This window comes from Streptomyces pyxinae (genome assembly GCF_024756275.1).
GTDB lineage: Bacteria > Actinomycetota > Actinomycetes > Streptomycetales > Streptomycetaceae > Streptomyces > Streptomyces pyxinae.
In genome coordinates this window covers 45189-71719 of the sequence record NZ_JANUGQ010000034.1, presented here as the reverse complement: position 1 = coordinate 71719, position 26531 = coordinate 45189, and the positions used below count along the sequence as shown (strand labels likewise).

Sequence of the window (26531 nt, the reverse complement as noted above, 5' to 3'; positions counted from 1 at the left end):
ATCCGGGGGGCACGGGGGTCATCCGGGCGGCCGGCGGGGCTCGCGCGCCTCGGCGGAGTGGAAGAGGCGGGCCGCCATGGCCTCGGCCGCCCGTTCGACCTCGCGGCGGCGGCGCGGCGGGGTGCACCACCAGCGCACCGACATCCGCACCCGCGCCCGCAGCCACCGGGCCCGGCCGCGCAGGTCGTCGGCCCGGAGCCGTAACTCCGTCCAGCGGCCCGGCGGCGGTCCGGGGTCCGGGTCCGGGTCCGCGAAGATCGCGGCCAGCAGATCGATGCCGTGTTCCTGGCAGTACGCGGCCAGGTTGGCCGCCAGCGCCGCTCGCACGCGCGCTCGACGCCTGATCACAGCACCTCACCTCGCGAACGCGCATTCGCATATGCAGTCTTTGCTCGTATGCGCTGCTCGGGGCTCGCCACCTGTACCTCGGCCGGGTCGGCCGTCCACTCCGTCCCACCTCCGAGGGGTCGCAGGGCCCACTGGCCGCACCATTCCCCGCGGAACTCCCCGACCCGTTCCCGTACCACGTCGACCAGCAGCGTGCCAAGGGCGGGGAGAGGTGAACTTGCCTGTTCCGATGGCGAGTTCTCGCCACACATAACAGCTCCTCTCCGTAGTGAATCCACTACCAAGCGGGTACAGCGTGAACTACGGTGAGGAGCCGTTCAACGTGTCAGGCGTGCACAGAAGGTCGGTGGTCGTCGCATGAACTACAAGAAGTTGAACCCGGACAGCTCTCCTCAGGCCCGCTTCGGCGCGGATCTGCGCAGCAAGCGGGAGGAGAAGGGCTGGCGGCAGTGGGAGTTGGCCGACGAGATGGGGTACTCCGCGTCCCATGTCTCGTCCGTCGAAAACGGGCGGAAGCTTTCTACCTTGCGCTTCGCGTGTCATGCCGACAGTGCCCTCGGCACCGGAGACATGTTCGAACGCAAATGGCGGGAGATCCGCCTGGGCTCGCTGCTGGAGGGCTTCCCGGAGTACCTCGGCTATGAGGGGCGGGCGGTGGAGATCCGCCTGTACGAGATCGGAATTGTGCCGGGGCTGTTGCAGATCGGGCCGTACGCCCAGACGCTGGCGGACATCGCCGTGCAACGGGGGGCCATCACGGTTGAGCAGGCCAAGGAGCGAGTGACGCTGCTGGCCGAGCGGCAGGCGGCGCTGGTGCGGGCCAAGCCGCCCATCATGATCGTGGTGATGGACGAGAGCTGCATTCGCCGCCCGGTGGGTGGTCCCAAGGTCATGAGCGCTCAGCTCCAGGCACTGCTGGACTTCGCCGCGCGGCCCCACACGGCGCTGCACATCGCGCCGTTCTCGATGGGGGAGCACCGCGCGTTCGATCTGCCGGTCAATCTGCTGACGATGGCCGACCGGTCCCTGGTGGCTTATGCGGAATCACAGACTCAGGGGCACATGGACCGCGAAACCTCCCTCGTCGTCCCCCTGTTGAACGACTACCATCACCTGCAGACCCACGTGCTGTCGCAGGTGGACTCCGTGGCGATGATCAAGCAGGCACTGAGCAGCAGCAGGCAATGAAAGGGAAGACCCGTGAGTAACGCCCCCCGCTGGCAGAAGTCCTCCTACAGCAACAACGGCGGCAACTGCGTCGAGGTCGCCGCCAACCTGGCTGCCAGCCAGGGCGTGGTCCCGGTCCGCGACTCCAAGGTTTCCGCCGGCCCCGTTCTCGCTCTCCCCACCGCCGCCTTCGCGTCGTTCCTCGCGGGGGTCAAGGCCGACACCTTCCCCGCCTCCTGAGAGGACTCCCCGGATGACTGCAACTCCGCGCTGGCAGAAGTCTTCCTACAGCAACAACGGCGGCGACTGCGTGGAGCTCGCGGCCAATCTGGCCGTGACGCACGGCGTGGTTCCGGTCCGGGACTCCAAGGTCCCGGCGGGACCGGTCATCTCGCTGCGCATCCGGGCCTTCGCGCCCTTCCTGGCAGCGGTCAAGGGGGACGCCTTCACCGGCGCCTGATCGCCGCCCGATCTCCGGACCGCCCCACGGTGCCGTGCACCGCGGGGCTTTCGGCTGTCCGGGGACGGGGACGGGGACGGAGGACGCGGCGGCGCGGTGACTTCGTGGCTCAGGTGAGCCGGGCGGTGAGCGCGGCGGCGACGGCGTCGCGGCTGGTGTCGATGAAGAAGTGACGGCCCGGGAACGGTTCCACGTCGCGCGGTGCGGAGGTGAACTCGGCCCACCGCGCGGCACCCGCCGCGTCCACCTGTGGGTCCTCCGTACCGGTGAAAACGGAGATCGGACAGGACAGCGCCCCGCCCTCGCCGGGTGCCGGGCCCCGGTACAGCTCCACGGCCTTGTAGTCGGCGCGCACGACGGGCAGCACCATCCGGACCAGCTCGGCGTTGGCGAGCACCTCCTCGGCCGTGCCGTCCAGCCGCCGCAGGTGTGCCAGCAGCTCGTCGTCCGGGAGGCCGTGCACCGGTGGCCGGCTGCGGGCCAGGTCGGGTGCGCGGCTGCCGGAGACGATCAGCCGGGCCGGCCGGGGACCGGAGTCCGCCGCCTCCAGCCGCCGGGCCACCTCGTACGCGACCAGGGCGCCCATGCTGTGTCCGAAGAGGACCAGCCTGCCGGAGGGACCGCCGAGTCCGCCGAGTCCGGGCAACTCGGCGCGGACGGCGTCGGCGGCGAGACCGGCCAGCTCCGTGAGGCTCTCCACCAAGGGCTCGGAGAACCGGTCGTGGCGGCCCGGGTACTGGACGCCGTACACCCCGGCGCCGGGGCCGAGCAGGCGGGAGTAGGGGAAGTAGGCGGTCGCCGCGCCTCCCGCGTGGGGGAAGCACAGCAGCGTCGTCCCGCCCTCGGGCGGCGCCGAGAACCGCCTGAACCAACTACCCGTACCCATACCTCTCCTGCCTCCTTTGGCCCACCCGTACCGCCCGTCGGTGCGCATGGCGGTTCAGGAGCCGTTCTTGCCTCGCGGGACGACGACCTGGTCCACGATCCCGTAGTCCAGCGCGCCCTGTGCGGTGAGGATCTTGTCACGGTCGAGATCCCGGCGGATCAGCTCCTTGTCCTGACCGGTGTGAAGGACCATGATCTCCTCGATCCGCTCCCGGATCCGCTCGATCTCCCGCGCCTGGATCTCCAGGTCGGAGATCTGGCCCTGCCGGCCCGGGTCGGCGGGAGCGTGCATCAGGACACGGGAGTTGGGCAGGGCGATCCGCTTGCCCTTGGTGCCGGCGGCGAGGACGACCGAGGCGGCCGAGGTGGCCTGTCCGATGCAGACGGTCTGGATGTCGGGCTGGACGTACTGCATCGTGTCGTAGATGGCGAGCAGCGAAGTGATCGAGCCGCCGGGCGAGTTGATGTAGATCGAGATGTCCCGGTCCGGGTCGGCGGACTCCAGGCACAGCAGTTGGGCCATCACATCGCTGGCTGAAGTGTCGTCGATCTGCGCGCCGAGAAAGATGACGCGCTCTTCGAAGAGCTTGGCGTAGGGGTCGAACTCCCGCACTCCCTGTGAGGTGCGCTCGATGAAGCGGGGGACGACGTAGCGCGCCTGGGGCGCGGAGTGGTGCGGAAACATGACAGCCTCCGTGCTGTGCTGTGCTGCTGCGACTGTGGGGCCGGGCCGGGCCGGGCTTGCGACGGGCCCGGAGGTCCAGGGGCGGTGTGCCCGGACGAGCCTGCGACGGGCCCTGGGTGACCGGGGGCCGGTGGCGCGGGGCGGGCCCGGGGTAGGGGCGTGAGCGGCCCCGTCCCCGTGCCGGCGCGGGGCCCCGGTGCGGGGTGCGGCGCCCGGGTGCGGCCGGGGCGGGGCCGGAGCAGTGCGGTCTCAGCGGGCGGCGAGCCCGCCGCCACCCGGCATGTTCGGAGTGGCGGTGATGACGTCGTCGATCAGGCCGTACTCCTTGGCCTCCTGCGCGGAGAACCAGTAGTCGCGGTCGGAGTCCGCGGTGATCCGCTCCACGTCGTTGCCGGAGTGCTGCGCGATGAGCTCGGCCATCTCCGTCTTGGTCTTCAGCAGGTGCTGCACATGGATGCGGATGTCGGTGGCCGAGCCGGAGAAACCGGCGGAGGGCTGGTGCATGAGGATCTTGGTGTGCGGGAGCGCGAAGCGCTTGCCCGGGGCGCCGGCGGTCAGCAAGAACTGACCCATCGAGGCGCAGAAACCCATGGCGATGGTGACGACGTCGTTCTTGACGATCTGCATCGTGTCGTACACCGCCATGCCGGCGGTCACGGAGCCGCCGGGCGAGTTGATGTACAGGTAGATGTCCTCTTCGGACTGCGCGGCGAGCATCAGGAGCTGGGCGGTGACGCGGTTGGCTATTTCGTCGTCGACCTGCTGCCCGAGATAGACGATCCGGTGGTTCAGAAGGCTGCTGAATACCTGGTCACCCATTCCCCAGGCGGGAGCGGATGTCTTGTCCATGTGTGGCGCCATGTATTCGGTGTCCACTGCCTCGCGGTCATTCTGAAGAATCACTTGAACCCCCATGTGGATGCACCGGCAAGGGATGCCGTCGTGCATTCTCAGTGCTTCTCTGCTTTCGGTCGGTCGCCCATGGGAACGGGGCAACTGCGGCCGTACTTACCGGCCTTCACCTGTCGGACCGTAGCACGATCATCTCGGCCGGACGGCTGTGCGACGGGCGGTTCGCTCAGAGCGCACGAGGGGGGTATTCCGCAGGATCCGATTCTCGATCGCTTACTTCCATAAGCCCTCGTGGTGGGACCGGCCGTCCATGAGTATCGTCAATGGGAATTGTTCGCTGGGGGAGAACATGACATACAAGGAGTCCGGACGGCGTGAGCGGGCGCTCCTTTCGGAGCCAAAGGCGCGAAAGCGTCCTGCCGTACGCGGGGGCCGGGGCCGGGGCCGGGGCCGGGGGCGGGGGCCGGGGGGCGGCCCGTCGGCAGGGCCCTGCCAACGGGGCAGAGGGCCGCATCCGGCAGGGCAGGGGGACCCGCGCCCGGCAGAGCGGGGGGCCACATCGAGCAGCGACGCGCGGGCCCGTGGGTCCGCGGGTCCGCCCGGCCGCCCGGTCACACCCACCCCGGGGCGGCTCTCCCCGGCGGCTCCGGCCTGCCCTCCCGACAGGCCCGGCCCGGGGCTCCGCCCTCCCCCCTCCCCGGCGGGTCCGGGCCGGCCTTCCCGGCGGGTCCGGCCCGGTCTTCCCGGCGGCTCCGGGCCGGTCTTCCCTGCGGGTCTGGGCCGGCCTTCCCTGCGGGTCCGGCCCGGTCTTCCCGGGGCCGTACTCCCGGGCTCCGCGCGGGATGCCGCCGGTGGGTCAGCGCACCCGGGCGCGGAGCCGCATCGCCGCGCGGGCGGTGTGCTCGCTCTCGTACACCTCACACATGTGCCGGCCGTCCGCCGTCGCGGTGTGCTCGACCTCCCAGAGGCTGAGCTCGTCGCCGTCCAGCAGCAGGAACCCGTGCTCGTACAGGGTGAACCCGGCCCGGCGGCCGGCCACACTGCACTGGCGGCCGAAGACCTGGCGGATGTCGTGCGCGAAGGCACCCCGCAGCCGGGCCGCCACCTCCGGGCCCGGCCGGTCGGCGTTCTCGGCGCGGCGCAGCACCCGCCGGGCGTGGTCCGCCGAGTCGCCCTGCGGGTACTCGCGGGGGAGCGGCGGCAGCGTCGTACCGGCGGCCGGGAACAACCGCAGCAGCTCCAGGTCGGCCAGGTCCGTGAAGCCCGCGAGGTCGGCCAGGTCCGGGGTCTCCAGGCCCCAGTCGGGTGCGCTTCCCGCCGGCTCGAACGGCCCCGACGGGTCGTGCTCGGCGGCCAGCCGGGAGGCCGCGAGCCGGGCCCCGGCCTCCTCCGCGTACAGCTCGTGGTGACTGCTCCCGTCCCGGCCGTGGTTGTGCACCAGCTCCCAGAGCGTCACCGAGGAACCGTCGGCCAGCAGATAGGTGTGCCGGTACGTCGACCGGTGCAGCGAGGCACTGTGGTGCGAGGAGTGCAGCGAACTGGCGTGGGCCAGGGCCGAGTCCAGCCGCTCCACCAGGGAGTCCGGCAGGTCGAAGGAGTTCAGCGCCCGCCCGAGGAGCCGTTCGACCTGGGCGTCCGGCGCCTCGAACGGCGAGCACCCGCCCGGATCGCCGTCGTCCTCTCCCTCCCCCGCCCGGTCCCACTCCGGCGCCGAGCGCTCCCCGGGCGCTCTGGTGTCCCGAGCCGTACGGTGCCGGGCGCCGTCCTCGCCGTACGGGCCGTCCTGCGGGTGCTGATCCTGCGGGTCGATCGGGGCGTTCGCATCGTTCAAGAGAAGTCTCCAGGCCGTCGCCGCGTGTCACTCGATGCTTGCTCAAGGTAGTACCTGAGGCGGACAACGCGTCCGGCTTCCACCAAACGAAGGGCGTGCGGACCGAGTTCCCGCGCCCCCTGGCGTGACGTCAGGGCCCCGGCGTGCGCGCGGTACCCGGCTCTCCCGCGCGCGCCGTCAGCACTGTCCCCGCGCCCACCGCGACCGCTCCCACCAACCCCGCCAGCAGGACACCCCAGTGCCCCGCGAAGGTGCACAGCAGCATCCCGAGCGCCGCGCACGGCAGCACCAGCTGCTGGGCGATCCCGCGCTTGAAGTACCGCGCGTGCAGCGCCCAGACCATCAGCAGGAAGATCGCCGAGGGCAGGGTGACGGCCGCCGTGGCCGCCGTCTCCGACACCTGTGCCTCGCCCACGGTCTGCTCCACGGCCACCTCCACCCCGGCACCGATGCCCGCCGCCGAGGCGAAGATCAGGTAGTGCCCGTACCCCCAGACGAAGCCCTCCCGGTTCGACCGCAGCCGACTGTGCGCGGGAACCGCGAAGTACACCCACCAGGCGACGAAGACGACGAGGAGCCCGCCCACCGCGATCGGCAGCACCTCGTCCAGCGCGTCGTGCTCCGCCGCCCCCGTCTTCACCGCCACGGTCGCCGCCGAGATGGTCTCGCCCAGCACGATGATGGTGAACAGTCCGTACCGCTCACTGATGTGATGCGGGTGCCAGGTCGAGGGGTGCTCCCGCTCCGCGACCGCCGGCACGGCCATCTCGGCCAGCGCCATCACCAGGAACACCCAGGCCCGCCAGCCCTCCGGCGTCACCACCAGCCCGGTCCAGCCGATCTGGCAGAGCAGCACCCCGGCCGCGTACCGCAGCGCCATCGTCCGCTCGGCCCCCGACGCGTTCTTCGCCGCCCGCAGCCACTGCCCGGCCAGCGCCAGCCGCATGACCACATACCCCAGCCAGACGAACAGATAGTCATGGTGCTCAAAGGCCCGCGACACCCCCGCCGCCAGAACCAGCACCCCCGCGATCTGCACCAGCGTCATCACCCGGTACAGCACGTCGTCGTTGTCGTACGCCGAGGCGAACCAGGAGAAGTTCATCCAGGCCCACCAAATGGCGAAGAAGACCATCACATAACTCAGCACCCCCGCCCCGGCGTGCCCCTCCGCCACGGCATGCACCAGCTCCGCCCCCGCCTGGGCGATCGCCACCACGAAGCACAGATCGAAGAACAGCTCCAACGGCGTGGCCACCCGATGCCGCTCGTCCCGACGACGAGACACCAACGGCCGCACACCCGACAACCCCGAAGACGTCATACCCCCCAGCACACCACCCCCCGCCCCCCAGCACCCCGTCAACACCCCCCCTCTGCCCACAGGCTCACCCCTTCCCGGCCTCCCACGTCAGCAAGGGCCTTCTCGTCCACCTCTAGGATGTCTTTCCCACCAGAGCCCGGACACCGCCTCGCACGCCCGCTCCCGCCTGCTCCTCACCCCCACCCTGCTCGGCACCGATGCGGCTCCCTCTGCGATTAGTGGCCTGATCCGTCTGGCGCAAGGTCCGCTCGGTTGGTCGAATGGAGGGCCCAGCTGAAACATGACGACTCGAGGAGTTCAAGGCATGGCAACAGGTGCCTCCGACGGATCAGTTCCGGCAGATGCTGTACGTGGGCAGCGAGTCCTTGATCTCCTGGACAAGGCGATCAACATGCAGAGCCCGGTGGTGCGCAAGAACGTTGACCGGGCTCGCCAGCGGAACGCGGCGGCGACACCGGCACAGGTGATCCGAACCCTGGAGCGGATGTATGTCAGCGCCTTGACTGGGACAGGCGCTGCGGTTGGAGGAGCCGCAGCTGCGCCCGGCGTCGGCACGGGAGTCGCTCTGGCGCTGTCGGCGGGCGAGACTCTCTCATCCCTTGAGCTGAGCACCCTTTTCGCGCTCTCGATTGCCGAAGTCCACGGAGTCCCCATCGACGAGATCGAGCGCCGCCGAACGATCGTGATGGGAATCATGCTCGGCGGGACCGGCTACACCACCATTAGTAAGGTAGCCGAGCGGACAGGGCAGCACTGGGGACGTCAGGTTGTCGCCAAGGTGCCTGCTGAGACGTTGCGTCAGATCAACAAAATCTTGGGAAAGAACTTCGTCACAAAATACGGGACCAAGCAGGGAATTATTGTTCTCGGCCGAGTGGCGCCGTTCGGTATCGGCGCCGTAATTGGTGGGGGCGCCAACGCTGCTACCGCCGCTTTAGCTGTGAGGGCCGCTCGTCGTGCATTTGGTCCACCCCCAGTGTCCTGGCAGAGCTGACACGCAGTACACCGCCAACGCCTGAGGGATCGCACGGCTGACCTTCGGTGCACCGAAGGGCGTTGGGCGTTGCATACCTACCCGTTCACTCCTCTCTGAGTAATCGCACCTGCCTCCGCAAACGCCTGCCCAAGGCGGTCACCGGGTTCCCTGATGAAGGAGAATGTCCCGTATGGCGAGAATTGGCGTCACCTGAACACCGGCCATATCGATGGACTCGACCAGTCGAATTCGGCGTAGCAGCCCGATTTGCATCGGTAGAGAGTGCGTGTCGGCCAGACCGGAGGGCTGTGGGCGCTGCTGTTGAGGAAAGCGTGGACCGAGTTCGGCCGTGCATGGGTCCTTGATGACTGCCTCCTTTGCATTACGCTTTACGTGGCGTGCTGGCGGATAGGTGGCCGTCAAGGTCTCAATCTGTCGAGGGGGTGCCTCTCGTGGACGAGAGAACCGCAGTGCAGTAATCCTCCGGCGGCAGATAGGCGTGATCTTCTACGTAATGGACAATCATGGCTGGGGACGAGAAAGTGACTCCTTGTCGATCAGTCAAGCGAATCTCACCGCTGCCAATGAAAACTTTGCCGCGGAAAGTATGCAGCTGGGCAGTTTCGAAATCTGGACACAGGTCACAAAAATGCATCCCGCGCTGCATGTTTGTCTTATTTTTCGCCAGTTCGATCAGTGCGTACACTAGGCCATCGGGTGTGGCCCCTGTGGGGTAGGAGTGTTCGCGTGACAGCCAACCGATATTCAACATCTCTTTGTCGGTTGGATCGTATGTGTAAGGGCTGAGGTCGGGGTAATAGGTCATTTCCTCACCGGGGGTTCAGGTGTTCACGACATATGAGGACATGCACGGGTCCCATCCTGTCGTGCATCATTTCACTGAGTCTCGTGTTCGTGTTTACAGTTATGGACTTGCTGCTGATCGCGAGATCCGTTGGTGGGCCCACAGTGTAGTCGGGAACTTTTGATCCAGGGCCGAACGTCTCGACTACCGGGTGATTTGTGCCTGTCTCGATCTCGTGGGCGAGCGTATCGCTAAGGCGTTTCCCGTCCTCCACGTAGAACTTCAACCACGTTCCGGGCGGCACGGTTGCATCCCCCGCACCGAATTCGTAGAAACCATGCCCAGAGATTACCTGAGAGTTGTCGGTCCTTCCTTTCTGGGTAATACTCCGGGCCCATTCATTGCCCTCCCCGAGCCCATATTTGGGCTGCGGCCGGCGGTCCTGTGGTTTCAAGGGGCACGGCGCCAGGCCATGAGGGTCGAGCCACATTAGGGGATTCGTTACATACGTGGCCGGGTTGGGGGCCGGGGCGAGGCCCAGGGGGTCGGGGGTGAGGTAGCGGGCGGTTTCGGGGTCGTAGTGGCGGAAGTAGTTGTAGTGGAGGCCGGTTTCGGGGTCGTAGTACTGGCCGGGGAAGCGGAGGGGGGTGTAGGCGGTGCTGTCGGCCGCCCAGGCGGTTGTTCCCCAGAGGGTGCTTCGGGTGCGCCAGGCGATGTCGCCCTGCTCGTCGATGAGTTCGCTGGGTGTGCCGACGAGGTCGGTGACGATGGCGAAGAAGCGGGAGTCGATTTCCTCTTGCGGGGCGTCGGCGGCGGTGATGCGTTCCGTCTGGGAGAGGGGGCGCAGGCCCTGGTGGTCCCAGGTGAGGGTGACCGGGTGCGGCAGCTCCGGTGAGGTGGTGGTCTGCTCGCACAGGGTGGTGCCGTCCCAGGTGAACACCACTTGCTCGACGACGGTTTGCCCGTCGGCCGACAGGCGGAGCTTGGCGGTGCGCCGGCCCAGGGCGTCGTAGGTGTAGCGCCAGCGGCTGCCGTCCGGGGTGACGGCCGAGACCAGGCGGTCCTCGGCGTCCCACGCGTAGCGCCAGGTGTCCGGCTTGCGGGAGAGCCGGGTCTTCTGGCGGAGGACGATGCGGCCGAGAGCGTCGTGTTCGTAGCGGACATCGCCCGCGCGGGTGATGCGGGTGCCGGTGTACGTCCGATCGCCCACCGCCTCCTGGCCCGGGTGACCGGCCGGCCAGGTCGCCCGGGTCTGGTTGCCGGCCTCGTCGTAGGCGTAGGTCTCGGTCCAGCCGGCCGCGTGGACCGCGGTGACGCGGCCCGCCGCGTCGAGGTCGAAGCGCCGGGAGCCGGCGAGCCGGTCGTCGACGCCGGTCAGATTGCCGTCGGCGCGGTAGGTGTAGGCGCGCTGCTGGATGAGGGCGCCGTCCGAGCCGGTGACCGCCTGAGTGCTCAGGCGGCCCATGGTGTCGAAGGAGTGCTCCAGGGTGAGCGTCCCGCCGACGCGGCGGCTCAGCTCCTGGCCCGCCTCGTCGTAGGTGAAGTCGACGGCCCGGCCCGAGGCCAGCATGCCGGCCCGGCGCCCGGCGGCGTCGTACGACCAGCTCGTCGTCGCCCCGGACGGCGTCCGGCGGCCCGTACGGCGGCCCAGTTCGTCGTACGAGTACCGCATCCGGCGGCCGTCGACCGTCTCCTCGCGCACCCGGCCGAACCGGTCCCGCAGCACCGTCAGCGTGCTGCCGTACGGGCCGGTGGCCTGGGCCAGCCGGTCGGTGAGGTCGTAGGCGTAGGTGGTCACCGCCCCGGCGGCGTCCTTGCGGACGATCTGGTCCAGCTCGTTGCGCTCGAACGCGATGGTCCGGCCCAGTGCGTCGGTGCGGGAGGTCAGGCGTCCGGCGGCATCGTGGCCGTAGCTCAGGGTGCGGCCGTCGAAGTCGGTCTCGTCCGCCAGGCGGCCGGTGGCGTCGTAGCGGTAACTCCAGGTCAGTCCCTGTGGGTTGGTGACCCGGGCCAGCCGCAGCTCGGTGTCGTGGCCGAACTCGTGGCGCACGCCGTCCGGGCCGGTGCGGGCGGTGAGCAGGTCGAAGTGGGTGTACTCGAACCGGGTCACACCGCCCAGGGGGTCGGTGTGGGTGGTGCAGTTGCCCTCGCCGTCATAGGTCCAGGCCTCCGTGGTGCCGTCCGGGTTGGAGCGGCGGATCGGCCGGCCCTCGACCGTCCACTCCAGCCGGGTCGTGGCACCGGTCGGGTCGGTGATCGCCACCGGTCGGCCGAAGGCGTCCCGGTCGTAGCGCGTCACCGCCCCCAGGGGGTCGGTGACGGTCAGCGGCAGCCCGGCCCGGTCGGACACGATGCGGGTGGTGTGGCCGAGCGGGTCGGTCACGCTGGTCAGATGGCCGGCCTCGTCGTAGGCGAGGTGGGTGACCCGACCCGCCGGGTCGGTGACCGAGGTGCGGTTGCCGCGCTCGTCGAAACTCTGGCGGACGACCGTGCCGTCCGGGTTGACCAGCCTGACCGGCAGACCGAGGTCGTCGTACTCCGCCCGGGCCTGGCGGCCGTCCGGGCGGGTCACCGTCCGGAGGTTGCCCGTCTCGTCGTAGTGGAGCGCCGTGGTGTGCCCCAGGGCGTCGGTCTCGGAGAGCAGGCGGTTGCGGAAGTCGCGCCGGTAGCGGGAGGTCGCGCCGAGGGCGTCCGTCCGGGCGACGACCTGCCGGCGCCGGTTGATCAGGTAGCGGGTGGTGTGGCCGTGCGAGTCCGTGACGGTGGTGGTGTGCTCGCCGGTCTCCGGATCGGCCGGTCCATAGGCGAAGGACGACCGCAGATGGCCGGCGGCACCGGACTGGTGGACGCAGCGGTCCTGGTCGTCGTAGGCGTAGGTGAAGTGGCTGTCGTTGGAGTCGGTCCAGGAGGTGATGCGGCCCCGGTCGTCGTAGCCGAAGCGGGTGGGACGGCCGGAGGAGTTGACGACCTCGGTGAGCCGGCCGCCGGTGTGGCCGTAGCGGATCAGCTCCTGGTCCCCGCCGTCCGGCGCCGCACCGGCCAGATGGAGGGCGGTGACCCGGCCCTCCGCCGTCGAGACGCGGACGTGGTAGCCGCCGCTGTGGGCGAGGGAGAGGGGCGCGCCGTCCGCGTCGTACTCGAAGGTGATCCAGTGGCCGTTGCGGTCGTCGATCTGGTCGATGACCGCCAGGGTGCCGGAGCGCTCGCCGAAGTGGCGGACCACGCCGGAGCCGGGGTCGGTGAGGGTGTAGCCGCCGTCCACCCGGTCCAGCGGCCAGCGGGGGCCGTGGCCGGGCAGCGTCGGCACCCCGGGTGCCGGGTGCGGATAGGCCAGCGTCAGCCCGTCCTCACCGACGAAGACGACGCCCTGCGCGTCGATCTCCAGGCGCTGGTCCAGCGTGGAGGACCAGGCCAGCCCGAACCAGCCGCCCAGCCGGTACGACGACTCGAACTGGCGCCTGACGACCAGGGGCAGGCTCGCCGGCAGAGAGAGATCGGTGGCCGGCAGCACCATCCGGCCGGTCGCCACATCGACCGGGTCCTTCTCGCACACCTTCTCGCCCGGCCGGCGGGAGACGTCCTCCGCTTCCTCCTCCACCGTGTGCCGTGCGCCGTTGCGGGCTCCGGGGGAGGCGGCCTCTTCCGCGCCTGTCTTCAGGCCGTTGCGCAGGCCCTGGGAGGCGGCGGTCTCGGTGCCTTCCTTGACGGCCAGGCGGAGGCCGCCGCGGGCGAGGCCGGCGCCCTTGGTGCCGATGAGTTCGGGGACGAGGCGGCCGAGGAACTCGGAGGGGTCCTTCTTGAAGCCGTCGACGGCGGCGGTGACGACACGCTCGGGGTGGGCGGCGGTGGAGACCAGGCCGGAGAGCGTCATGGAGAGGTTCTGGGCGCACTCCGCCGGGTGGGTCAGGTTGTAGGGGTCCACGGGGTTCAGGCCCCGGGCGAAGTTGACCAGGCCGGCGCCGCCCTTGAGGATGCCGCCCCCGAGATGGGTCAGCTCCATGTTGTACGCCTGGTAGCCGTCGGCCAGGTTGTCGCCCAGCCGCTCCAGCGGCGGGGGCTCGGCCGGGGCGTGGGCCAGGGCCGCCCGCACCGCGGACTGGGCGGTGGAGGCGGCGGTGTTGCGCTGCTCGCGGGCCCGGGTCAGCCTGTCCTGGGCCGCCTTCATGTCGGCCTCGCCCGGGTCGGTGACGGGCTCGCTCCGGCGGGCCGGATCCCCGGCGGCCTCGTCCCCGGCGGCCTTGGCCTCGGCCGCCCTGGCCTTGGCGTCCTCGGAGGCACGCTTGCCCTTCCGGTACAGCTCGACGGCCTGCCCGGCCTGCTCCTGTGCCCAGGTGACGGTGTCCGCGTACGCCTCCAGGGCCCCGGCCGCCTTCTCGCAGGCGTCGGCCGCCTGCGCCCACTTGACCGGGTGCACGGCGAACTTGGCGCGGAAGGTGTCACCGGCCTCGCCCTGCCAGCTGGAGGAGTCCAGCTTCCGCATGCCGTCCCCGACATGGCCGAAGGCGGTGTGGAAGTCCCGCAGATGCCCGGCCGACTCCCGGATGGCGGCCGGCTTGCCGTGGACCAGCTCGTCGGCCTGCTCGGTCTGGCCCAACCGCTGCTCGCCGGGGGTGGCCCCGAGGTCGGAGGCGACCCCGTCGCCCCAGTCCTCCACCGCGTCGGCGGCGCCGTGCAGCCCGACATCGTCCAGCTTGTCACCGGCCTTGTCGGTGACCCAGTCGACCCCCTCACCGACCTTCTTCTTGCCCTCGTCGATCAGCTCCTCACCGATGCTCAGGCCCTTGTTGACACCGCTCTTGATGCCGTCCCCGAGATCCCCCAGCAGTCCCATCAGCCCGCACCGCCCTGCTGCCGCTCGGCCGCCTCGGCACGCGCCTCGGGGGAGGGCCCGAAGGTGTCGTCCAGCATCCGGTCGTACTCCGCGTCCGAGACACCGAGGGCGGAGTGCAGGTTCTCCGGGTTGAGCCCGGGGACCGGGACCGGGGCGAGGCCGACGGTGTGGGAGGTCATCACGTCCCGTCCCGCGTCCTTCCACCCCTGGGCGCTGTTGGACATCGCCTTCTCCCACGACTCCTGGCTGTAGTCGGCGCCGCCCAGCGCCCCGGAGGTGGCGATGTCGCCCCAGCCCTTTCCGGTGACCTCCTCCTCGGAGGCGTACGGGTTGCCGACGGCCGCGTTGGCGACGACCTTGAGGGAACCCTCGACGTACTGCTCGGTCTCGTAGTACGTGCCGGCCGACAGTCCGGTCTTCACCGCGAAGGCATTGCCCTCGTTGACCAGGGAGCGCACGCCCCACTCCCAGCGCTCGCAGAACGAGGAGAAGGTCTCGGTGAGCCCCTCGTGGCCCAGCTCCAGGCCGGACAGGGCCAGGTCGCCGAAGCCCCGGCCGGCGCCGGCCGTGCCGACCATGCCCAGTTCCTTCAGCTCGCCCAGCGCCTCGGTCAGGCCCTTGGCGATCAGATGCAGGCCGTCGGCCTTCAGGTCCTTGCCGCCTCCGCCGGTCATGCCACGTCCCCCTCGTCGTCGATGTCCACCGCCGCCGCGTCCGGCACGATCCCGCGCACCGGCGGGAAGACCATGCCGTCCGGCCCGTCCGCGCAGTCCAGCGCCACTCCGCAGGGCACCCCCGCCGCCGGCACCGCCACGTCCAGCAGCCGGGCGCCCAGGACCGTCCGGTACGTCCACTCCCTGGCCTGCTCGCCCCGGGCCCGGGCATAGCGGGCCAGCGCCTGCTCGTCGGAGAACGCCAGGATGAACCGGATGCCGTTGAAGTCGGCGGTCAGCAGGCCCGGTTCACCGCGTGTGCTCTGTTCACCCCGTTCACCCCGTTCGCCGTCTGGGCCCGGGCCGTCCCCGAGCGGCACCAGCACCGCCGTACGCCGGAACTCGCCCAGCAGCTCCGCGAACGCCCGGCGGCGCGCGGCCACCCCGGCGTCGGAGGCCGGCACGGTGGTGGGCGCCGCATCCCCGGGTGCCGCCGCCGCTGCCGGTTCCGGATTCGCCGCGGGTTCCGCTGCCGGTTCGGGTTCCGGCGCCGGACCGGCCGCGGCTGCCGGATCCGCTGCCGGTGGTCGCTCCGTCACCCCGGCGTGGTCGGCCAGGTCGGCCAGCCGTGAGCGTGGCACCGTGCGCGGCGGTTCCCCCGCCCTGCCCCCGTTGTCAGACATGCGCTCCATCATCACAGCCCGCGTTCGCGGCTCGCAACGAAGCCGCGTGGCGGGGGCGGGTCCCGGTGGCCCGGCCGCCGGTGTCTCCGCCCGGCGTACGCTGGGGGCATGAGCGACACCCCCACCCCCGAGCCCCGCGCGACCCGGCCGGAACCGGCGCCGCCGCGGAAGCCGGTCCTGGTCTTCGACGACCCGCTGGACCAGCAGTCGTCGGACGACACCGACCGCGGGTGGGGCGAGCGGCCGCCCGCGGACTCCGCCGCCGACCTCGCCCGCTTCCTGGACGAGAAGCCGCCGCACCACCTCTGAGCCGCTGCCGCTCCTCGGCCTCCGAGCCGCCGCCGGCCGTCTGAGCCGCTGCCGCCTGTCGGCCGCTGAGCCGCCACCAGCCCGTCGCGTACGCCCGCCGCCTCAGCACGCGGCTCAGCACACGGCCACCGCCAGCCGGGACGTGGCACTCGCGCCCGCCAGCGCCACCGCCTGCGGGCGCGGCACCGAGAGCACCACCAGGGCGCCGCCCCCGCCCTCGCCGCCGGGCCCCGGGCCGCCCGGCGCCTTCGGGACCTCGGCCACCCGGACCCCCGCCGCCACCACCCGGGCCCCGGCCGCCGGGCCCCGTACGGCCGCACCACCCGGGAACGGGACGGCCGCAGGCCCCGGGGAGCCGGCCGGGCCCGTCGCGATCACGTCCACCCGGTCGCCGGGGCGGAGCAGCCGGACCGTCTCGGCGTCCGCGATCCGCACCGGGGCCGACACCAGCGCGACGGCCTTCCGCACCGGCTTCGGCGCGGCCGTCACGGCCCGGCCGGCCCCGTCGTCGGGGCCGCGCAGCCCGGCGGCGGCGAGCGCGGCGGCCACCGCGGCGACCAGCGCCACCAGCACCCGTCGACCGCGCCGGAGCGCCCGGCGCAGCCCCGCTCGCCTTCCGCGCGCCCGCAGCGGTGCGAACGGCGGCACTTCGTACGGCCCGGGGACGGTGGTGAGCGGGGCCGCACCTCCGGCGGCGGGATCAGGAGGAGCGGGGGAGAGAGGACGGGACAGCGGGAGGGGCTGCATGAGGCACCACCGGGATCCGGGGGAGGGAAATGGATGAGGGACGGGACCGGCGCTGCCGCACCGGTGTCCGTCCCTCACGATCCACGGTTCCGTCCGATCCCGCTCGGGCCTGTGGACGAGCGGCCGGCTGGGGAAAACCCCGTCACCCGGGAGGGGCCCCAAGCCGACCCCGGGAAGCCCCCGGGGAACTTCCGAGCCGACCCCGGGAAGCCTCCGGGCAGCCTCCGAGCCGACCCGGGAGAGCCCCGATGTCAGGGCGCCCCGGGCCTACGGCAGCTCGATGCCCAGGTCCCAGCCCTCGTTCGCCCGGGTGCAGAGGCAGGCGCGGCCCTCGGTCTTCGGCAGGGCCCCGACCGCGTCGAACAGCACCTCGCGCAGCCGCCCGATGTTCTCGCCGAACACCCGCAGCACCTCGGTGTGCGAGACCCCCTCACCGGTCTCGGCGCCCGCGTCCAGGTCGGTGACCAGGGCCATCGAGGTGTAACAGAGGCCCAGTTCACGGGCGAGCGGCGCCTCCGGGTGACCGGTCATGCCGACCACCGACCAGCCCATCGAGGCATGCCACCGCGACTCGGCGCGCGTGGAGAAGCGCGGGCCCTCGATGACCACCATGGTGCCGCCGTCCACCGGTTCCCAGCCGCGTCCCCGGGCGGCCGCCAACGCCACCGCGCGGCCCTCCGGGCAGTACGGGTCCGCGAAGGTGGTGTGCACCACGTTGGGCACCGTGCCGTCCGGCAGCGGCTCCCCGTCGAAGTAGGTGCCGACGCGCGCCTTGGTCCGGTCCACCAGTTGGTCCGGCACCAGCAGGGTGCCCGGGCCGTACTCCTGGCGCAGCCCGCCGACCGCGCACGGCCCCATGACCTGGCGGACGCCGACCGAGCGCAGGGCCCACAGATTGGCGCGGTAGTTGATCCGGTGCGGCGGCAGATGGTGGCCACGGCCGTGCCGGGGGAGGAAGGCGACCCGGCGGCCGGCCAGCTCACCGAGGAAGAGGGAGTCGCTGGGGCTGCCGTACGGGGTGGTGACGGCGACCTCCCGCACGTCGTCCAGGAAGGAGTAGAAGCCGGACCCGCCGATCACGCCTATCTCGGCGTACGTCTCCGCGGCTGTCTCTGCACTCGTCGTCACCGTCACCATGCGGGTCACCCTAGCGGCCCAGCCCAGCCCGCCACCCGCACGTCGACGTGCCCCCGAGAGCATGAACGCCGAAGGGCCCCGCCGTCGTACACGGCGGGGCCCTTCGGCAGGTGGGGCGGGGATCAGGCGGCGGAGCCGCTGCTCCCGGAGGTGCTCGACGCGGCCGGCTTGGCGGCGGCCGACGACGAGGACGAAGAAGAGGAGGACGAAGAGGACGAGGACGAAGCCGAGGACGACGACTCCGAGGCGGACGTCTTCGCACCGTTCGAGCCCGAGGCCCCGGACGAACCCGAGGATCCCGACGCCGGCGAGCTGCTGGACGACGAGCCGCGGCTGTCGTTGCGGTAGAAGCCGGAGCCCTTGAAGACGATGCCGACCGCCGAGAACACCTTCTTGAGGCGTCCGTCGCAGCTCGGGCACACGGTCAGGGCGTCGTCGGTGAACTTCTGGACCGCCTCGAGGCCCTCGCCGCACTCGGTGCACTGGTACTGGTAGGTCGGCACTTGTCTTCCTCCTGGCACTCTCACTCGATGAGTGCTAACGACGGTCCATAGTGACGTATTCCGCCGGATCAGTCCACCGTGACCGACACGCGGTGACCGACGCCACGTGCCACCGTGCGCCCCTGGGCGGGCGGCGAGAGCCGGGAGCGCAGGGCCAGCAGGGTGATCAGCGCCAGCGCCGTACCGCCAAGCGGCACCAGGAAACCGGCGGTCGAGCCGTACGCGTCGGTCAGCCGGCCGGCCACCGAGACGGCCGCCGCCTGGCCCAGCGCCACCGCGCCGGTCAGCCAGGTGAACGCCTCGGTACGGGCCGAGGCGGGCACCAGCGTCTCGACCAGCGTGTAGCCGGTGATCAGCGACGGCGCGATGCAGAGGCCCACCAGCAGGCCGAGCCCGCCGAGCAGCACCATGGAGTGCGCCGACCAGAGGAAGGCGGCGGCGACGGTCAGCGCGGTGTAGCCGATCAGCAGCCGGCGGCGCGGCGCGATCTTCCAGGCGATGGCCCCGCAGGCGATGCCGGCCAGCATGTTGCCGGCCGCGAACACGCCGTACAGCAGGCCGTTGGCGCCCGGGTTGCCGATCTCCTCGGTGAAGGCGGTCAGCGAGACCTGCATGCCGCCGAAGACGGTGCCGATGCCCAGCAGCGCGACCGCCAGGACCCGCACGCCCGGCACGGAGAGCGCGGAGACGTGCTCCTCGGCCGCGTGCCGCTCCAGCCGGCCGTGCGGCGGCTGGGTGCGGCGCTGGGCGGCGAAGAGCAGGCCGCCGGCCAGGGTCAGCGTCGCCTCGGCGATCAGTCCGGCGGCCGGGTGCACCCCGGTGCAGAGGGCGGTGGCCAGCACCGGGCCGACCACGAAGGTGAACTCGTCGGTGACGGACTCGAAGGCCGCCGCCGTCGCGAGCAGCGGCGAGCCCTGGAGCTTCGCCGCCCACCGGGAGCGGACCATCGGACCGACCTGCGGCACCGAGGCGCCGGTCGGCACCGCCGCCACCACCAGGGCCCAGAGCGGCGCGCCCGCCAGGGCGAGGGTCACCAGTACGGAGACGGCGGCGGCGTGCAGCAGGACGCCGGGCACCAGGACGGCCCGCTGGCCGTAGCGGTCGGCCAGCTTGCCGCTCTGCGGGGCGAACAGCGCCATGGCGACACCGGTCGCGGCGGAGACGACGCCGGCGCTGCCGTAGGAGCCGGTGGTGTGCTGGACGAGCAGCACGATGCCGATGGTGAGCATGGCGAAGGGCTGCCGCGCGGCGAAGCCGGGGAGGAGGAACGTCCAGGCGCCCGGGGTGCGCAGCAGCTGCCCGTACCCGGGGCGCTTCCCGTCGCCGTCGGCGGCGGTGGCCGTACCGGCCCGCTGCCCGGCGGCCCCGGCCCGTACGGCCGTCTCGGGCGGCTGTCCGGCCGTCCCGGCCCGCCGCGCCGCCGTCTCGTTCTCAGAACTGACCGTGGACTCCACGGCCCGTGCCTTTCTACCGCCTGGTAGCGCTCTTCCGGCCGCCCGCGGGGGGACCGAGAAGACGCCGAGAGCTGTCCTCTTGCGCGGAACTGCGGTAGATACCGGGCCCCGTCGAGGAGTCGAGGAGGGGCGTCACGGCCGCCATACGGTCGCGCCAGCTCTGCTTCAGGCAGAGTTGGTCGATCATTGCACCTTTACGATACAGGGTGTGCCCGCGTGGCGCCTGGGAAACGGTCGTGGGTTCTGCCTCACACCTGCGATACGGCTCCGCTCACGCACCCGTCCGGCCCTCGTCGACGCCCCACCGGACCGGGCCCCCGCCCGGCAGGCCATGAGCCCCCCCGCCCGGCCCCCGCCGACCCGCCACCGGGACAGCCCCCAGCCCGCCCGGTGCCGTAACGGACACCCGCCCCGGCAGCCGCAGCGGAAACCAGCCCCCGGCGCCGTGCACCCCCCGGGCCCCACCGCCCCCGGGTCCTACCGCCCTGTCCCCGCCCCCGCGCCACCGCCGCCGGTGCCGAGCCAGTCGGCGAGCTTGCCGCCCTGGCCGACCGCCCGGAGCCGGCGCTCGGCCGCGTCCCGGACCGGGTCCGTCGCCACCACCAGCAGCTCGTCGCCGCGCCGCAGCACGGTCGTCGGACCGGGTACGAAGCTGCGCTCGTCCCGTACCACCAGGGTCACCGCGGCACCGGGCGGCAGCCGCAGCTCGGCGACCTCCACCCCGTGCATCCGGGACTTCTCCGGGATGGCCACCGACAGCAGATGGCCGCGCAGCCGCTCCAGCGGGGCCGACTCCACGCCCAGGTCGGCCGCCCCGGCGGGGTCGCCCAGCCGCAGCGCCCTGGCCAGCCAGGGCAGCGTCGGGCCCTGGACGAGGGTGTAGACCACGACCAGCACGAAGACGATGTTGAACAGCTTCTCGCTGCCCTCGATCCCGGACACCATGGGGATGGTCGCCAGGATGACCGGCACCGCGCCGCGCAGCCCGGCCCAGGACATCAGCGCCTGCTCCTGCCAGGGGATCCGGAACGGCACCAGGCTGACCAGGACCGACAGCGGCCGGGCCACCATGGTCAGGACCAGGCCCACGATCACCGCCGGCCAGAAGTCGTCCACCAGCTCGTGCGGGGTGACCAGCATGCCGAGCAGGACGAACATCCCGATCTGCGCCAGCCAGCCGAGGCCCTCCGCGAAGCCCCGGGTCGCCGGGGCGTGCGGCAGCCGGGCGTTGCCCAGGATCACCGAGGCCAGGTAGACGGCGAGGAAGCCGCTGCCGTGGGCCATGGCGCCGGCGGCGTACGCGACCACCGCGATGGCCATCACGGCGATCGGGTACAGGCCGGAGGCGGGCAGGGCGACATGGCGCAGCCCGTACGAGCCGAGGAAGCCCACCGCGAGACCGATGGCGGCGCCGATGGCCAGCTCCAGCAGGATCTTGCCGAGCAGGACATACCAGCTGTCCACCGGGCCGGTGGTGGAGAAGGCCACCACCAGGATGACGACCGGGGCGTCGTTGAAGCCGGACTCGGCCTCCAGGGCGCCGGTCACCCGGGACGGCAGCGGCACCTTGCGCAGCACCGAGAAGACGGCGGCGGCGTCGGTCGACGAGACCACCGCTCCGATGATCAGCGCGGGCCGCCAGTCCAGGCCCACCAGATAGTGCGCCGCCGTCGCCGTGACCCCCACGCTCACCGCGACGCCGGCGGTCGACAGGACGGCCGCCGCGGGCAACGCGGGCTTGATCTCCTTCCACTTGGTGCCGAGCCCGCCCTCGGCCAGGATCACGACCAGGGCGGCATAGCCGATCACCTGGGTCAGCCCGGCGTCGTCGAAGGCGACCTGGCCCAGGCCGTCCTGGCCCATCACCACCCCGATGCCGAGGTAGAGGAGCAGGCTGGGCAGCCCGCTGCGCGAGGAGATCCGGACCGCCGCCACGGCGACGAGCAGGACGAGCGCGCAGACGAAAAGGAGTTCATTGAGCTGGTGGACAGTCAGTGGCCGATCCTTCCCTCACGGGCGGGCCCGATCGCCGAAGTGCCGCCCGCCGGTAGTTCGTTACCTTACCTAATCTTTAACGGCTTCTTGACGCCGGGGTCCGGTACCGGACCGGGCGCACCGCCCCCGCCGGCCGGGGATCTTTGTCGATACCGCGTCCGGGCCCGCCGGGCGGGGCGCCTATGGTTGCTCCCAGCACTCCCTGGACCGATCTGCGCCCTGAAGGACAGCGATGCCGCCCAATTCCACCGCCGCCCCCAGTAAGAAGAAGGGGCGACGCGCCCGCCTGCTCGTGTTCGTTCTGGTGCTGGCGCTGGTCGCGGGCGTCGGGTACGGCGTCTACTGGGGCGTCGGCACCGTGCGCGCCTCGCTGCCGCAGACCACGGGCTCGCTGAAGCTCGACGGACTGCGCTCCTCCGTCGAGGTCAAGCGGGACGGCTACGGCGTCCCGCAGATCTACGCCTCCTCCGACGCCGACCTGTTCCGGGCGCAGGGCTATGTCCAGGCCCAGGACCGGTTCTACGAGATGGACGTGCGCCGGCACATGACGTCGGGCCGGCTCTCCGAGGTGTTCGGCAAGAGCCAGGTCTCCACCGACGCCTTCCTGCGCACGCTCGGCTGGCGGAAGGTGGCGCAGGAGGAGTACGACAAGCAGCTCTCCGCCGACACCAAGAAGAACCTGCAGGCGTACGCGGACGGCGTCAACGCCTACCTCAAGGGCAAGGAGGGGCGCGACATCTCGGTCGAGTACGCCGCCCTCTCCTTCAGCAACGACTACAGCGTCGAGCCCTGGACCCCGGTCGACTCGGTGGCCTGGCTCAAGGCGATGGCCTGGGACCTGCGCGGCAACATGCAGGACGAGATCGACCGTTCGCTGCTGCGCAGCCGCCTCACCGACCAGCAGATCAAGGACCTCTACCCGGCCTACCCGACCGAGCTGCACCGGCCGATCGTCGACAAGGGCGCCGTCGACAAGACCACCGGCGCGTTCGACCCGGCCGCCAAGTCCACCGAGCCGTCCTCCGGCGCCGCGGGGACGGCCGACGGGGCCACCCGCGGCTTCCAGGCCCAGCTCTCCTCGCTCTCCGACACCCTGGACGAGATCCCGGCGCTGCTCGGCCCCAGCGGCAACGGCATCGGCTCCAACTCCTGGGTGATCTCCGGCAAGTACACGACCACCGGCAAGCCGCTGCTCGCCAACGACCCGCACCTGTCGCCCCAGCTGCCCTCGGTCTGGTACCAGATGGGCCTGCACTGCCGGTCCGTCTCCGACAGCTGCCGCTACGACGTGGCCGGGTACTCCTTCGCCGGGATGCCCGGGGTGGTCATCGGCCACAACCAGGACATCGCCTGGGGCTTCACCAACCTCGGCGCCGACGTCAGCGACCTCTACCTGGAGAAGGTCTCCGACACCGGCTACCAGTACGACGGCAAGGAAATCCCCTTCACCACCCGCGAGGAGACCATCCGGGTCGCGGGCGGCGGCAGCCGCACCATCACCGTCCGCTCCACCAACAACGGCCCGCTGGTCTCCGACCGCAGCGACGAGCTGGCGAAGGTCGGCCAGAAGGCCCCGGTCGGCAACGCGGCGCCGGACCGCGGCGACGGCTACGCGGTCGCGCTGCGCTGGACCGCGCTCGACCCCGGCAAGTCCATGGACGCCGTCCTCGAACTCGACCGGGCCAAGGACTTCAAGGAGTTCCGCGCCGCCGCCAAGGACTTCGCGGTGCCCGCGCAGAACCTGATCTACGCCGACGCCAAGGGCGCCGAGGGCCACATCGGCTACCAGGCCCCCGGCGTCGTACCGGTCCGGCAGAAGGGCCACGACGGCACCCTCCCGGCGCCGGGCTGGGACTCCAAGTACACCTGGAAGTCCAAGCCGGTGCCGTTCGCGGAGCTGCCGTACGAGGAGGACCCGGAGCGCGGCTACATCGTCACCGCCAACCAGGCCGTGGTGGACCCGGAGAAGTACCCGTACCTGCTCACCGAGGACTGGGGTTACGGCTCGCGCAGCCAGCGGATCAACGATCTCATCGAGTCGAAGATCAAGGACGGCGGCAAGATCTCCACGGACGACATGCGGACCATGCAGATGGACAACCGCAGCGAGATCGCGGCGCTGCTCAACCCGCTGCTGCTGAAGCTCGACATCTCCGACCCGCACGTCAGGGAGGCGCAGAAGCTCCTGGAGGGCTGGGACTACACCCAGGACGCCGACTCCGGTGCCGCCGCCTACTTCAACGCGGTCTGGCGCAATGTCCTGAAGCTGGCCTTCGGCAACAAGCTGCCCAAGGAGGTGCGGGTCCAGGGCGAGTGCCTCACCGTCCGCCCGGCCGACTCCACCGGACCGGTCGACGAGCAGAACCGGCTGGTCCGGGAGTGCGGCCGGCGGGACCCGAGCGCCGCGCAGCCGGACGGCGGCGACCGCTGGTACGAGGTGATCCGGCCGCTGCTGAAGGACGAGAAGAACGAGTGGTGGCACTCGGCCAAGAGCCGCCGCCACATCGCCACCGAGACCCGCGACCAGCTGCTCGCCCGCGCCATGGAGGACGCCCGCTGGGAGCTGACCGCCAAGCTCGGCAAGGACGTCTCCAGCTGGAGCTGGGGCCGCCTGCACCAACTGGAGCTGCGGAACCAGACGCTCGGCACGGAGGGCCCCGGCGTCCTGAAGTTCATGCTGAACCGCGGCCCCTGGCGGCTCTCCGGCGGCGAGGCCGCGGTCAACGCCACCGGCTGGAACGCGGCCGCCGGCTACGACGTGGTCTGGGTGCCGTCGATGCGGATGGTGGTGAACGTGGGCGACTGGGACAAGTCCCGCTGGATCAACCTCACCGGTGCCTCCGGGCACGCCTACAGCGCCCACTACACCGACCAGACGGAGAAGTGGGCCAAGGGCGAGCTGCTCGACTGGTCGTTCACCCCCAAGGCGGTGGACACCGCCACCGCCGACCGGCTGGAGCTCCAGCCGTGACGGAACCCCCGAGTCCGGCCCCGTGATCCCGAGTCCGGCCCCGGCCCCGTACCCCCTGGTACGGCGCCGGGGCCGGCCCGTATAGGGGTAGCCCCGGTATCCCGGTGTCGCGTCTCCCGGTCCGGCCCCGTGTTCCGGTGCCGGGCCCGCCCCGGCCCCCCGGGCTCAGTCCCGCCGCACCGCCCGGAACCGCAGCGTCACGGCCGGGGTCACCGCCGCGTGGACCGGGTGGTCGTGCGGCTCCTCCGGCACCCGCTCCACCACCTCGTCCGCGTACAGCAGCACCACCAGGGCCGGGTCCTTCCCGGCGCGGACCAGCCGGGCGAGCACCCGGTCGTACGAGCCGCCGCCCCGTCCCAGCCGCATCCCCCGGGCGTCCACCGCGAGGCCCGGCAGCAGCACCGCGCCGGCGTCCAGCACCGCGTCCGGGCCCAGCCGGGGACCGGCCGGCTCCAGCAGCCCGCGCCGCGCCCGTACCAGCGCCTCGGGGCCCTCGTACACCGCCCAGTCCAGGTCGTTGTCGGCCAGCAGTACCGGCAGCAGCACCCGGACGCCCCGGGCGCGCAGCGCGTCGAGCAGCGGCCGGGTGCCCGGTTCGGTGCCCACGGAGACGTACGCGGCGACCGTACGGGCCCCGGCCAGCTCGGGCAGCTCCAGCGCGGATCCGGCCAGTTCACCGGCCGCCGCACGGATCCGCGCGGGCTCCAGCAGGGCCCGGGCGCCGAGCAGCCGCCGCCGCAACGCGGCCTTGAGCGCGGCCTCTTCCCCGCCGGTCAGGGGGCCGGATCCGGCGGCTCCATTCAGCTCAGACACGGGCAAACCTGCCTCTCCCGACTTTACGGCCGGAAGTCGATCGGGGACTCATCTTCCTCCCAGAATCAGCGGTTAAGGTGCCTGCATGACGCACCCGAACCCCAGGATCAGCAAGGCTGTCATCCCCGCCGCAGGGTTGGGCACCCGGTTCCTGCCCGCCACCAAGGCGACGCCCAAGGAAATGCTGCCGGTCGTCGACAAACCCGCCATCCAGTACGTCGTGGAGGAGGCGGTGGGCGCGGGGCTCTCGGACGTCCTGATGATCACGGGGCGGAACAAGCGTCCGCTGGAGGACCACTTCGACCGCAACTACGAGCTGGAGGAGGCCCTCGACCGCAAGGGCGACCAGGAGCGGCTCGGCAAGGTGAAGGAGCCCAACGGCCTCGCCACCATGCACTATGTGCGCCAGGGCGACCCGCGCGGCCTCGGGCACGCCGTCCTCTGCGCCGCCCCGCACGTCGGTGAGCAGCCGTTCGCGGTGCTGCTCGGCGACGACCTGATCGACCCGCGCGATCCGCTGCTCGCCCGGATGGTGGAGGTCGAGGAGCGGGAGGGCGGCAGCGTGGTGGCGCTGATGGAGGTGGACCCCTCGCAGATCCACCTCTACGGCTGCGCGGCCGTGGAGCCGACCGCCGACTCCGACGTGGTGCGGGTGACCGGCCTGGTCGAGAAGCCGGAGGCGCACGAGGCGCCCAGCAACTACGCGGTGATCGGCCGTTATGTACTGTCCCCGGCGGTCTTCCCGGTGCTGCGGGAGACCGAGCCGGGGCGCGGCGGCGAGATCCAGCTGACCGACGCCCTCCAGAAGCTGGCGGCGGACGAGTCGATCGGCGGCCCGGTGCACGGCGTGGTCTTCAAGGGCCGCCGCTACGACACCGGCGACCGGGGCGACTACCTCCGGGCCATCGTCCGGCTCGCCTGCGAACGGGAGGACCTGGGCCCGGACTTCCGCGCCTGGCTGCGCCGGTACGTCACCGAGGAGATGGAGCGGGCCGAGGGGACGGAGCGGGCCGAGGGGACGGAGCGGACCGAGGGGAGCGACCGGACCGAGGGGACGGACCGGAGCGAGCAGGTCGTCCGGACCGAAGGGGCGGACCGGTCG

22 protein-coding genes and 1 pseudogene are annotated in these 26531 nt (G+C 71.6%); 7 read left to right on the top strand and 16 right to left on the bottom strand.

Translation table 11 applies throughout. The features are described from left to right. Positions 1–18 precede the first annotated feature (18 nt). Positions 19–348 carry a hypothetical protein gene (locus NX801_RS27735; protein ID WP_258790683.1) on the bottom strand — a complete coding sequence of 110 codons (330 nt, stop codon included), beginning with the start codon at positions 346–348 and terminating at the stop codon, positions 19–21. A 357-nt stretch (positions 349–705) separates the two neighbouring features. Between NX801_RS27735 and NX801_RS27725 the strand changes: the two genes are divergently transcribed. Genes NX801_RS27725 through NX801_RS27715 form a run of 3 tightly spaced genes read left to right on the top strand, consistent with a single transcriptional unit; the run spans position 706 to position 1975 of the window. Continuing rightward, the gene (locus NX801_RS27725) at positions 706–1536 is read left to right on the top strand and encodes a helix-turn-helix domain-containing protein (RefSeq protein WP_258790681.1); all 831 of its coding nucleotides are present in this window, start codon (positions 706–708) and stop codon (positions 1534–1536) included. A 12-nt stretch (positions 1537–1548) separates the two neighbouring features. Further along, complete coding sequence (locus tag NX801_RS27720) at positions 1549–1755, top strand: DUF397 domain-containing protein (protein ID WP_258790680.1); 207 nt, start codon at positions 1549–1551, stop codon at positions 1753–1755. A gap of 13 nt (positions 1756–1768) precedes the next feature. Beyond that, a complete protein-coding gene (locus NX801_RS27715) occupies positions 1769–1975 on the top strand; it encodes a DUF397 domain-containing protein (protein WP_258790679.1) in 207 nt (68 codons plus the stop codon). Positions 1976–2084: 109 nt separating this feature from the next. On the opposite strand, the gene NX801_RS27710 is transcribed toward NX801_RS27715, so the two are convergent. From NX801_RS27710 to NX801_RS27690, 5 genes are all read right to left on the bottom strand, one after another. Then, positions 2085–2861, bottom strand: a complete 777-nt coding sequence (locus NX801_RS27710) for a thioesterase II family protein (RefSeq protein ID WP_258790678.1) — start codon at positions 2859–2861, stop codon at positions 2085–2087. Positions 2862–2915: 54 nt separating this feature from the next. Then, complete coding sequence (locus tag NX801_RS27705; RefSeq protein WP_258790677.1) at positions 2916–3545, bottom strand: ATP-dependent Clp protease proteolytic subunit; 630 nt, start codon at positions 3543–3545, stop codon at positions 2916–2918. Between the two features lie 249 nt (positions 3546–3794). Further along, complete coding sequence (locus NX801_RS27700; RefSeq protein WP_258790676.1) at positions 3795–4406, bottom strand: ATP-dependent Clp protease proteolytic subunit; 612 nt, start codon at positions 4404–4406, stop codon at positions 3795–3797. Between the two features lie 847 nt (positions 4407–5253). Next, complete coding sequence (locus NX801_RS27695) at positions 5254–6000, bottom strand: DUF6227 family protein (protein ID WP_258790695.1); 747 nt, start codon at positions 5998–6000, stop codon at positions 5254–5256. A 358-nt stretch (positions 6001–6358) separates the two neighbouring features. Next, positions 6359–7552 (bottom strand): low temperature requirement protein A, encoded by a 1194-nt coding sequence (locus NX801_RS27690; RefSeq protein ID WP_258790675.1) that lies wholly within the window; start codon positions 7550–7552, stop codon positions 6359–6361. Between the two features lie 304 nt (positions 7553–7856). Between NX801_RS27690 and NX801_RS27685 the strand changes: the two genes are divergently transcribed. After that, positions 7857–8546 (top strand): hypothetical protein, encoded by a 690-nt coding sequence (locus tag NX801_RS27685; protein WP_258790674.1) that lies wholly within the window; start codon positions 7857–7859, stop codon positions 8544–8546. 409 nt (positions 8547–8955) lie between these two features. Here the strand turns inward: NX801_RS27685 and NX801_RS27680 are convergent, their stop codons facing one another. From NX801_RS27680 to NX801_RS27665, 4 genes are read right to left on the bottom strand one after another with little or no spacing between them, the layout of a single operon-like run. Then, entirely contained in the window at positions 8956–9354 is a 399-nt protein-coding gene (locus tag NX801_RS27680; protein WP_258790673.1) for a DUF7919 family protein, read from the bottom strand. 4 nt (positions 9355–9358) lie between these two features. Then, the gene (locus NX801_RS27675; RefSeq protein ID WP_258790672.1) at positions 9359–14164 is read right to left on the bottom strand and encodes a putative T7SS-secreted protein; all 4806 of its coding nucleotides are present in this window, start codon (positions 14162–14164) and stop codon (positions 9359–9361) included. After that, positions 14164–14838 carry a hypothetical protein gene (locus NX801_RS27670; RefSeq protein WP_258790671.1) on the bottom strand — a complete coding sequence of 225 codons (675 nt, stop codon included), beginning with the start codon at positions 14836–14838 and terminating at the stop codon, positions 14164–14166. Before NX801_RS27670 ends, NX801_RS27675 begins: the two co-directional genes overlap by 1 nt. Continuing rightward, complete coding sequence (locus NX801_RS27665; RefSeq protein ID WP_258790670.1) at positions 14835–15500, bottom strand: hypothetical protein; 666 nt, start codon at positions 15498–15500, stop codon at positions 14835–14837. Before NX801_RS27665 ends, NX801_RS27670 begins: the two co-directional genes overlap by 4 nt. A 108-nt stretch (positions 15501–15608) precedes the next feature. Here NX801_RS27665 and NX801_RS27660 point away from each other — a divergent pair, with 108 nt between their 5' ends. After that, on the top strand, positions 15609–15809 hold the full coding sequence (locus NX801_RS27660; RefSeq protein WP_258790669.1) for a hypothetical protein: 201 nt from the start codon (positions 15609–15611) through the stop codon (positions 15807–15809). 114 nt (positions 15810–15923) lie between these two features. Here the strand turns inward: NX801_RS27660 and NX801_RS27655 are convergent, their stop codons facing one another. The 5 genes from NX801_RS27655 to NX801_RS27635 all read right to left on the bottom strand — a co-directional run bounded on the left by NX801_RS27655 (position 15924) and on the right by NX801_RS27635 (position 21645). Next, on the bottom strand, positions 15924–16556 hold the full coding sequence (locus tag NX801_RS27655; protein ID WP_258790668.1) for a hypothetical protein: 633 nt from the start codon (positions 16554–16556) through the stop codon (positions 15924–15926). 267 nt (positions 16557–16823) lie between these two features. Continuing rightward, complete coding sequence (locus NX801_RS27650; protein WP_258790667.1) at positions 16824–17693, bottom strand: S-methyl-5'-thioadenosine phosphorylase; 870 nt, start codon at positions 17691–17693, stop codon at positions 16824–16826. A gap of 122 nt (positions 17694–17815) precedes the next feature. Beyond that, positions 17816–18196 carry an FmdB family zinc ribbon protein gene (locus tag NX801_RS27645; protein WP_258790666.1) on the bottom strand — a complete coding sequence of 127 codons (381 nt, stop codon included), beginning with the start codon at positions 18194–18196 and terminating at the stop codon, positions 17816–17818. Positions 18197–18264: 68 nt separating this feature from the next. Then, positions 18265–19491, bottom strand: a complete 1227-nt coding sequence (locus NX801_RS27640; protein ID WP_258790694.1) for an MFS transporter — start codon at positions 19489–19491, stop codon at positions 18265–18267. A 636-nt stretch (positions 19492–20127) separates the two neighbouring features. Continuing rightward, positions 20128–21645: a potassium/proton antiporter gene (locus tag NX801_RS27635; protein ID WP_258790693.1), complete on the bottom strand. Its 1518-nt coding sequence runs from the start codon at positions 21643–21645 to the stop codon at positions 20128–20130. A 232-nt stretch (positions 21646–21877) separates the two neighbouring features. On the opposite strand from NX801_RS27635, the gene NX801_RS27630 reads away from it, so the two are divergent. After that, positions 21878–24616: a penicillin acylase family protein gene (locus NX801_RS27630; RefSeq protein WP_258790665.1), complete on the top strand. Its 2739-nt coding sequence runs from the start codon at positions 21878–21880 to the stop codon at positions 24614–24616. Between the two features lie 165 nt (positions 24617–24781). Here the strand turns inward: NX801_RS27630 and NX801_RS27625 are convergent, their stop codons facing one another. Beyond that, complete coding sequence (locus tag NX801_RS27625; RefSeq protein ID WP_258790692.1) at positions 24782–25420, bottom strand: 5-formyltetrahydrofolate cyclo-ligase; 639 nt, start codon at positions 25418–25420, stop codon at positions 24782–24784. Positions 25421–25514: 94 nt separating this feature from the next. On the opposite strand from NX801_RS27625, the pseudogene galU reads away from it, so the two are divergent. After that, positions 25515–26414: pseudogene (gene galU, locus NX801_RS27620) on the top strand (UTP--glucose-1-phosphate uridylyltransferase GalU); the annotation flags it as partial. Positions 26415–26531 lie beyond the last annotated feature (117 nt).

Excerpts from the sequence above, each read along its gene's own strand:
- NX801_RS27675 (WP_258790672.1), bottom strand. The coding sequence starts at position 14,164 with ATGGGACTGCTGGGGGATCTCGGGGACGGCATCAAGAGCGGTGTCAAC.
- NX801_RS27715 (WP_258790679.1), top strand. The coding sequence starts at position 1,769 with ATGACTGCAACTCCGCGCTGGCAGAAGTCTTCCTACAGCAACAACGGC.
- NX801_RS27710 (WP_258790678.1), bottom strand. The coding sequence starts at position 2,861 with ATGGGTACGGGTAGTTGGTTCAGGCGGTTCTCGGCGCCGCCCGAGGGC.
- NX801_RS27725 (WP_258790681.1), top strand. The coding sequence starts at position 706 with ATGAACTACAAGAAGTTGAACCCGGACAGCTCTCCTCAGGCCCGCTTC.
- NX801_RS27655 (WP_258790668.1), bottom strand. The coding sequence starts at position 16,556 with ATGCAGCCCCTCCCGCTGTCCCGTCCTCTCTCCCCCGCTCCTCCTGAT.
- NX801_RS27690 (WP_258790675.1), bottom strand. The coding sequence starts at position 7,552 with ATGACGTCTTCGGGGTTGTCGGGTGTGCGGCCGTTGGTGTCTCGTCGT.
- NX801_RS27680 (WP_258790673.1), bottom strand. The coding sequence starts at position 9,354 with ATGACCTATTACCCCGACCTCAGCCCTTACACATACGATCCAACCGAC.
- NX801_RS27670 (WP_258790671.1), bottom strand. The coding sequence starts at position 14,838 with ATGACCGGCGGAGGCGGCAAGGACCTGAAGGCCGACGGCCTGCATCTG.
- NX801_RS27630 (WP_258790665.1), top strand. The coding sequence starts at position 21,878 with ATGCCGCCCAATTCCACCGCCGCCCCCAGTAAGAAGAAGGGGCGACGC.
- NX801_RS27665 (WP_258790670.1), bottom strand. The coding sequence starts at position 15,500 with ATGTCTGACAACGGGGGCAGGGCGGGGGAACCGCCGCGCACGGTGCCA.
- NX801_RS27700 (WP_258790676.1), bottom strand. The coding sequence starts at position 4,406 with ATGGCGCCACACATGGACAAGACATCCGCTCCCGCCTGGGGAATGGGT.
- NX801_RS27685 (WP_258790674.1), top strand. The coding sequence starts at position 7,857 with ATGGCAACAGGTGCCTCCGACGGATCAGTTCCGGCAGATGCTGTACGT.
- NX801_RS27650 (WP_258790667.1), bottom strand. The coding sequence starts at position 17,693 with ATGGTGACGGTGACGACGAGTGCAGAGACAGCCGCGGAGACGTACGCC.
- NX801_RS27660 (WP_258790669.1), top strand. The coding sequence starts at position 15,609 with ATGAGCGACACCCCCACCCCCGAGCCCCGCGCGACCCGGCCGGAACCG.
- NX801_RS27705 (WP_258790677.1), bottom strand. The coding sequence starts at position 3,545 with ATGTTTCCGCACCACTCCGCGCCCCAGGCGCGCTACGTCGTCCCCCGC.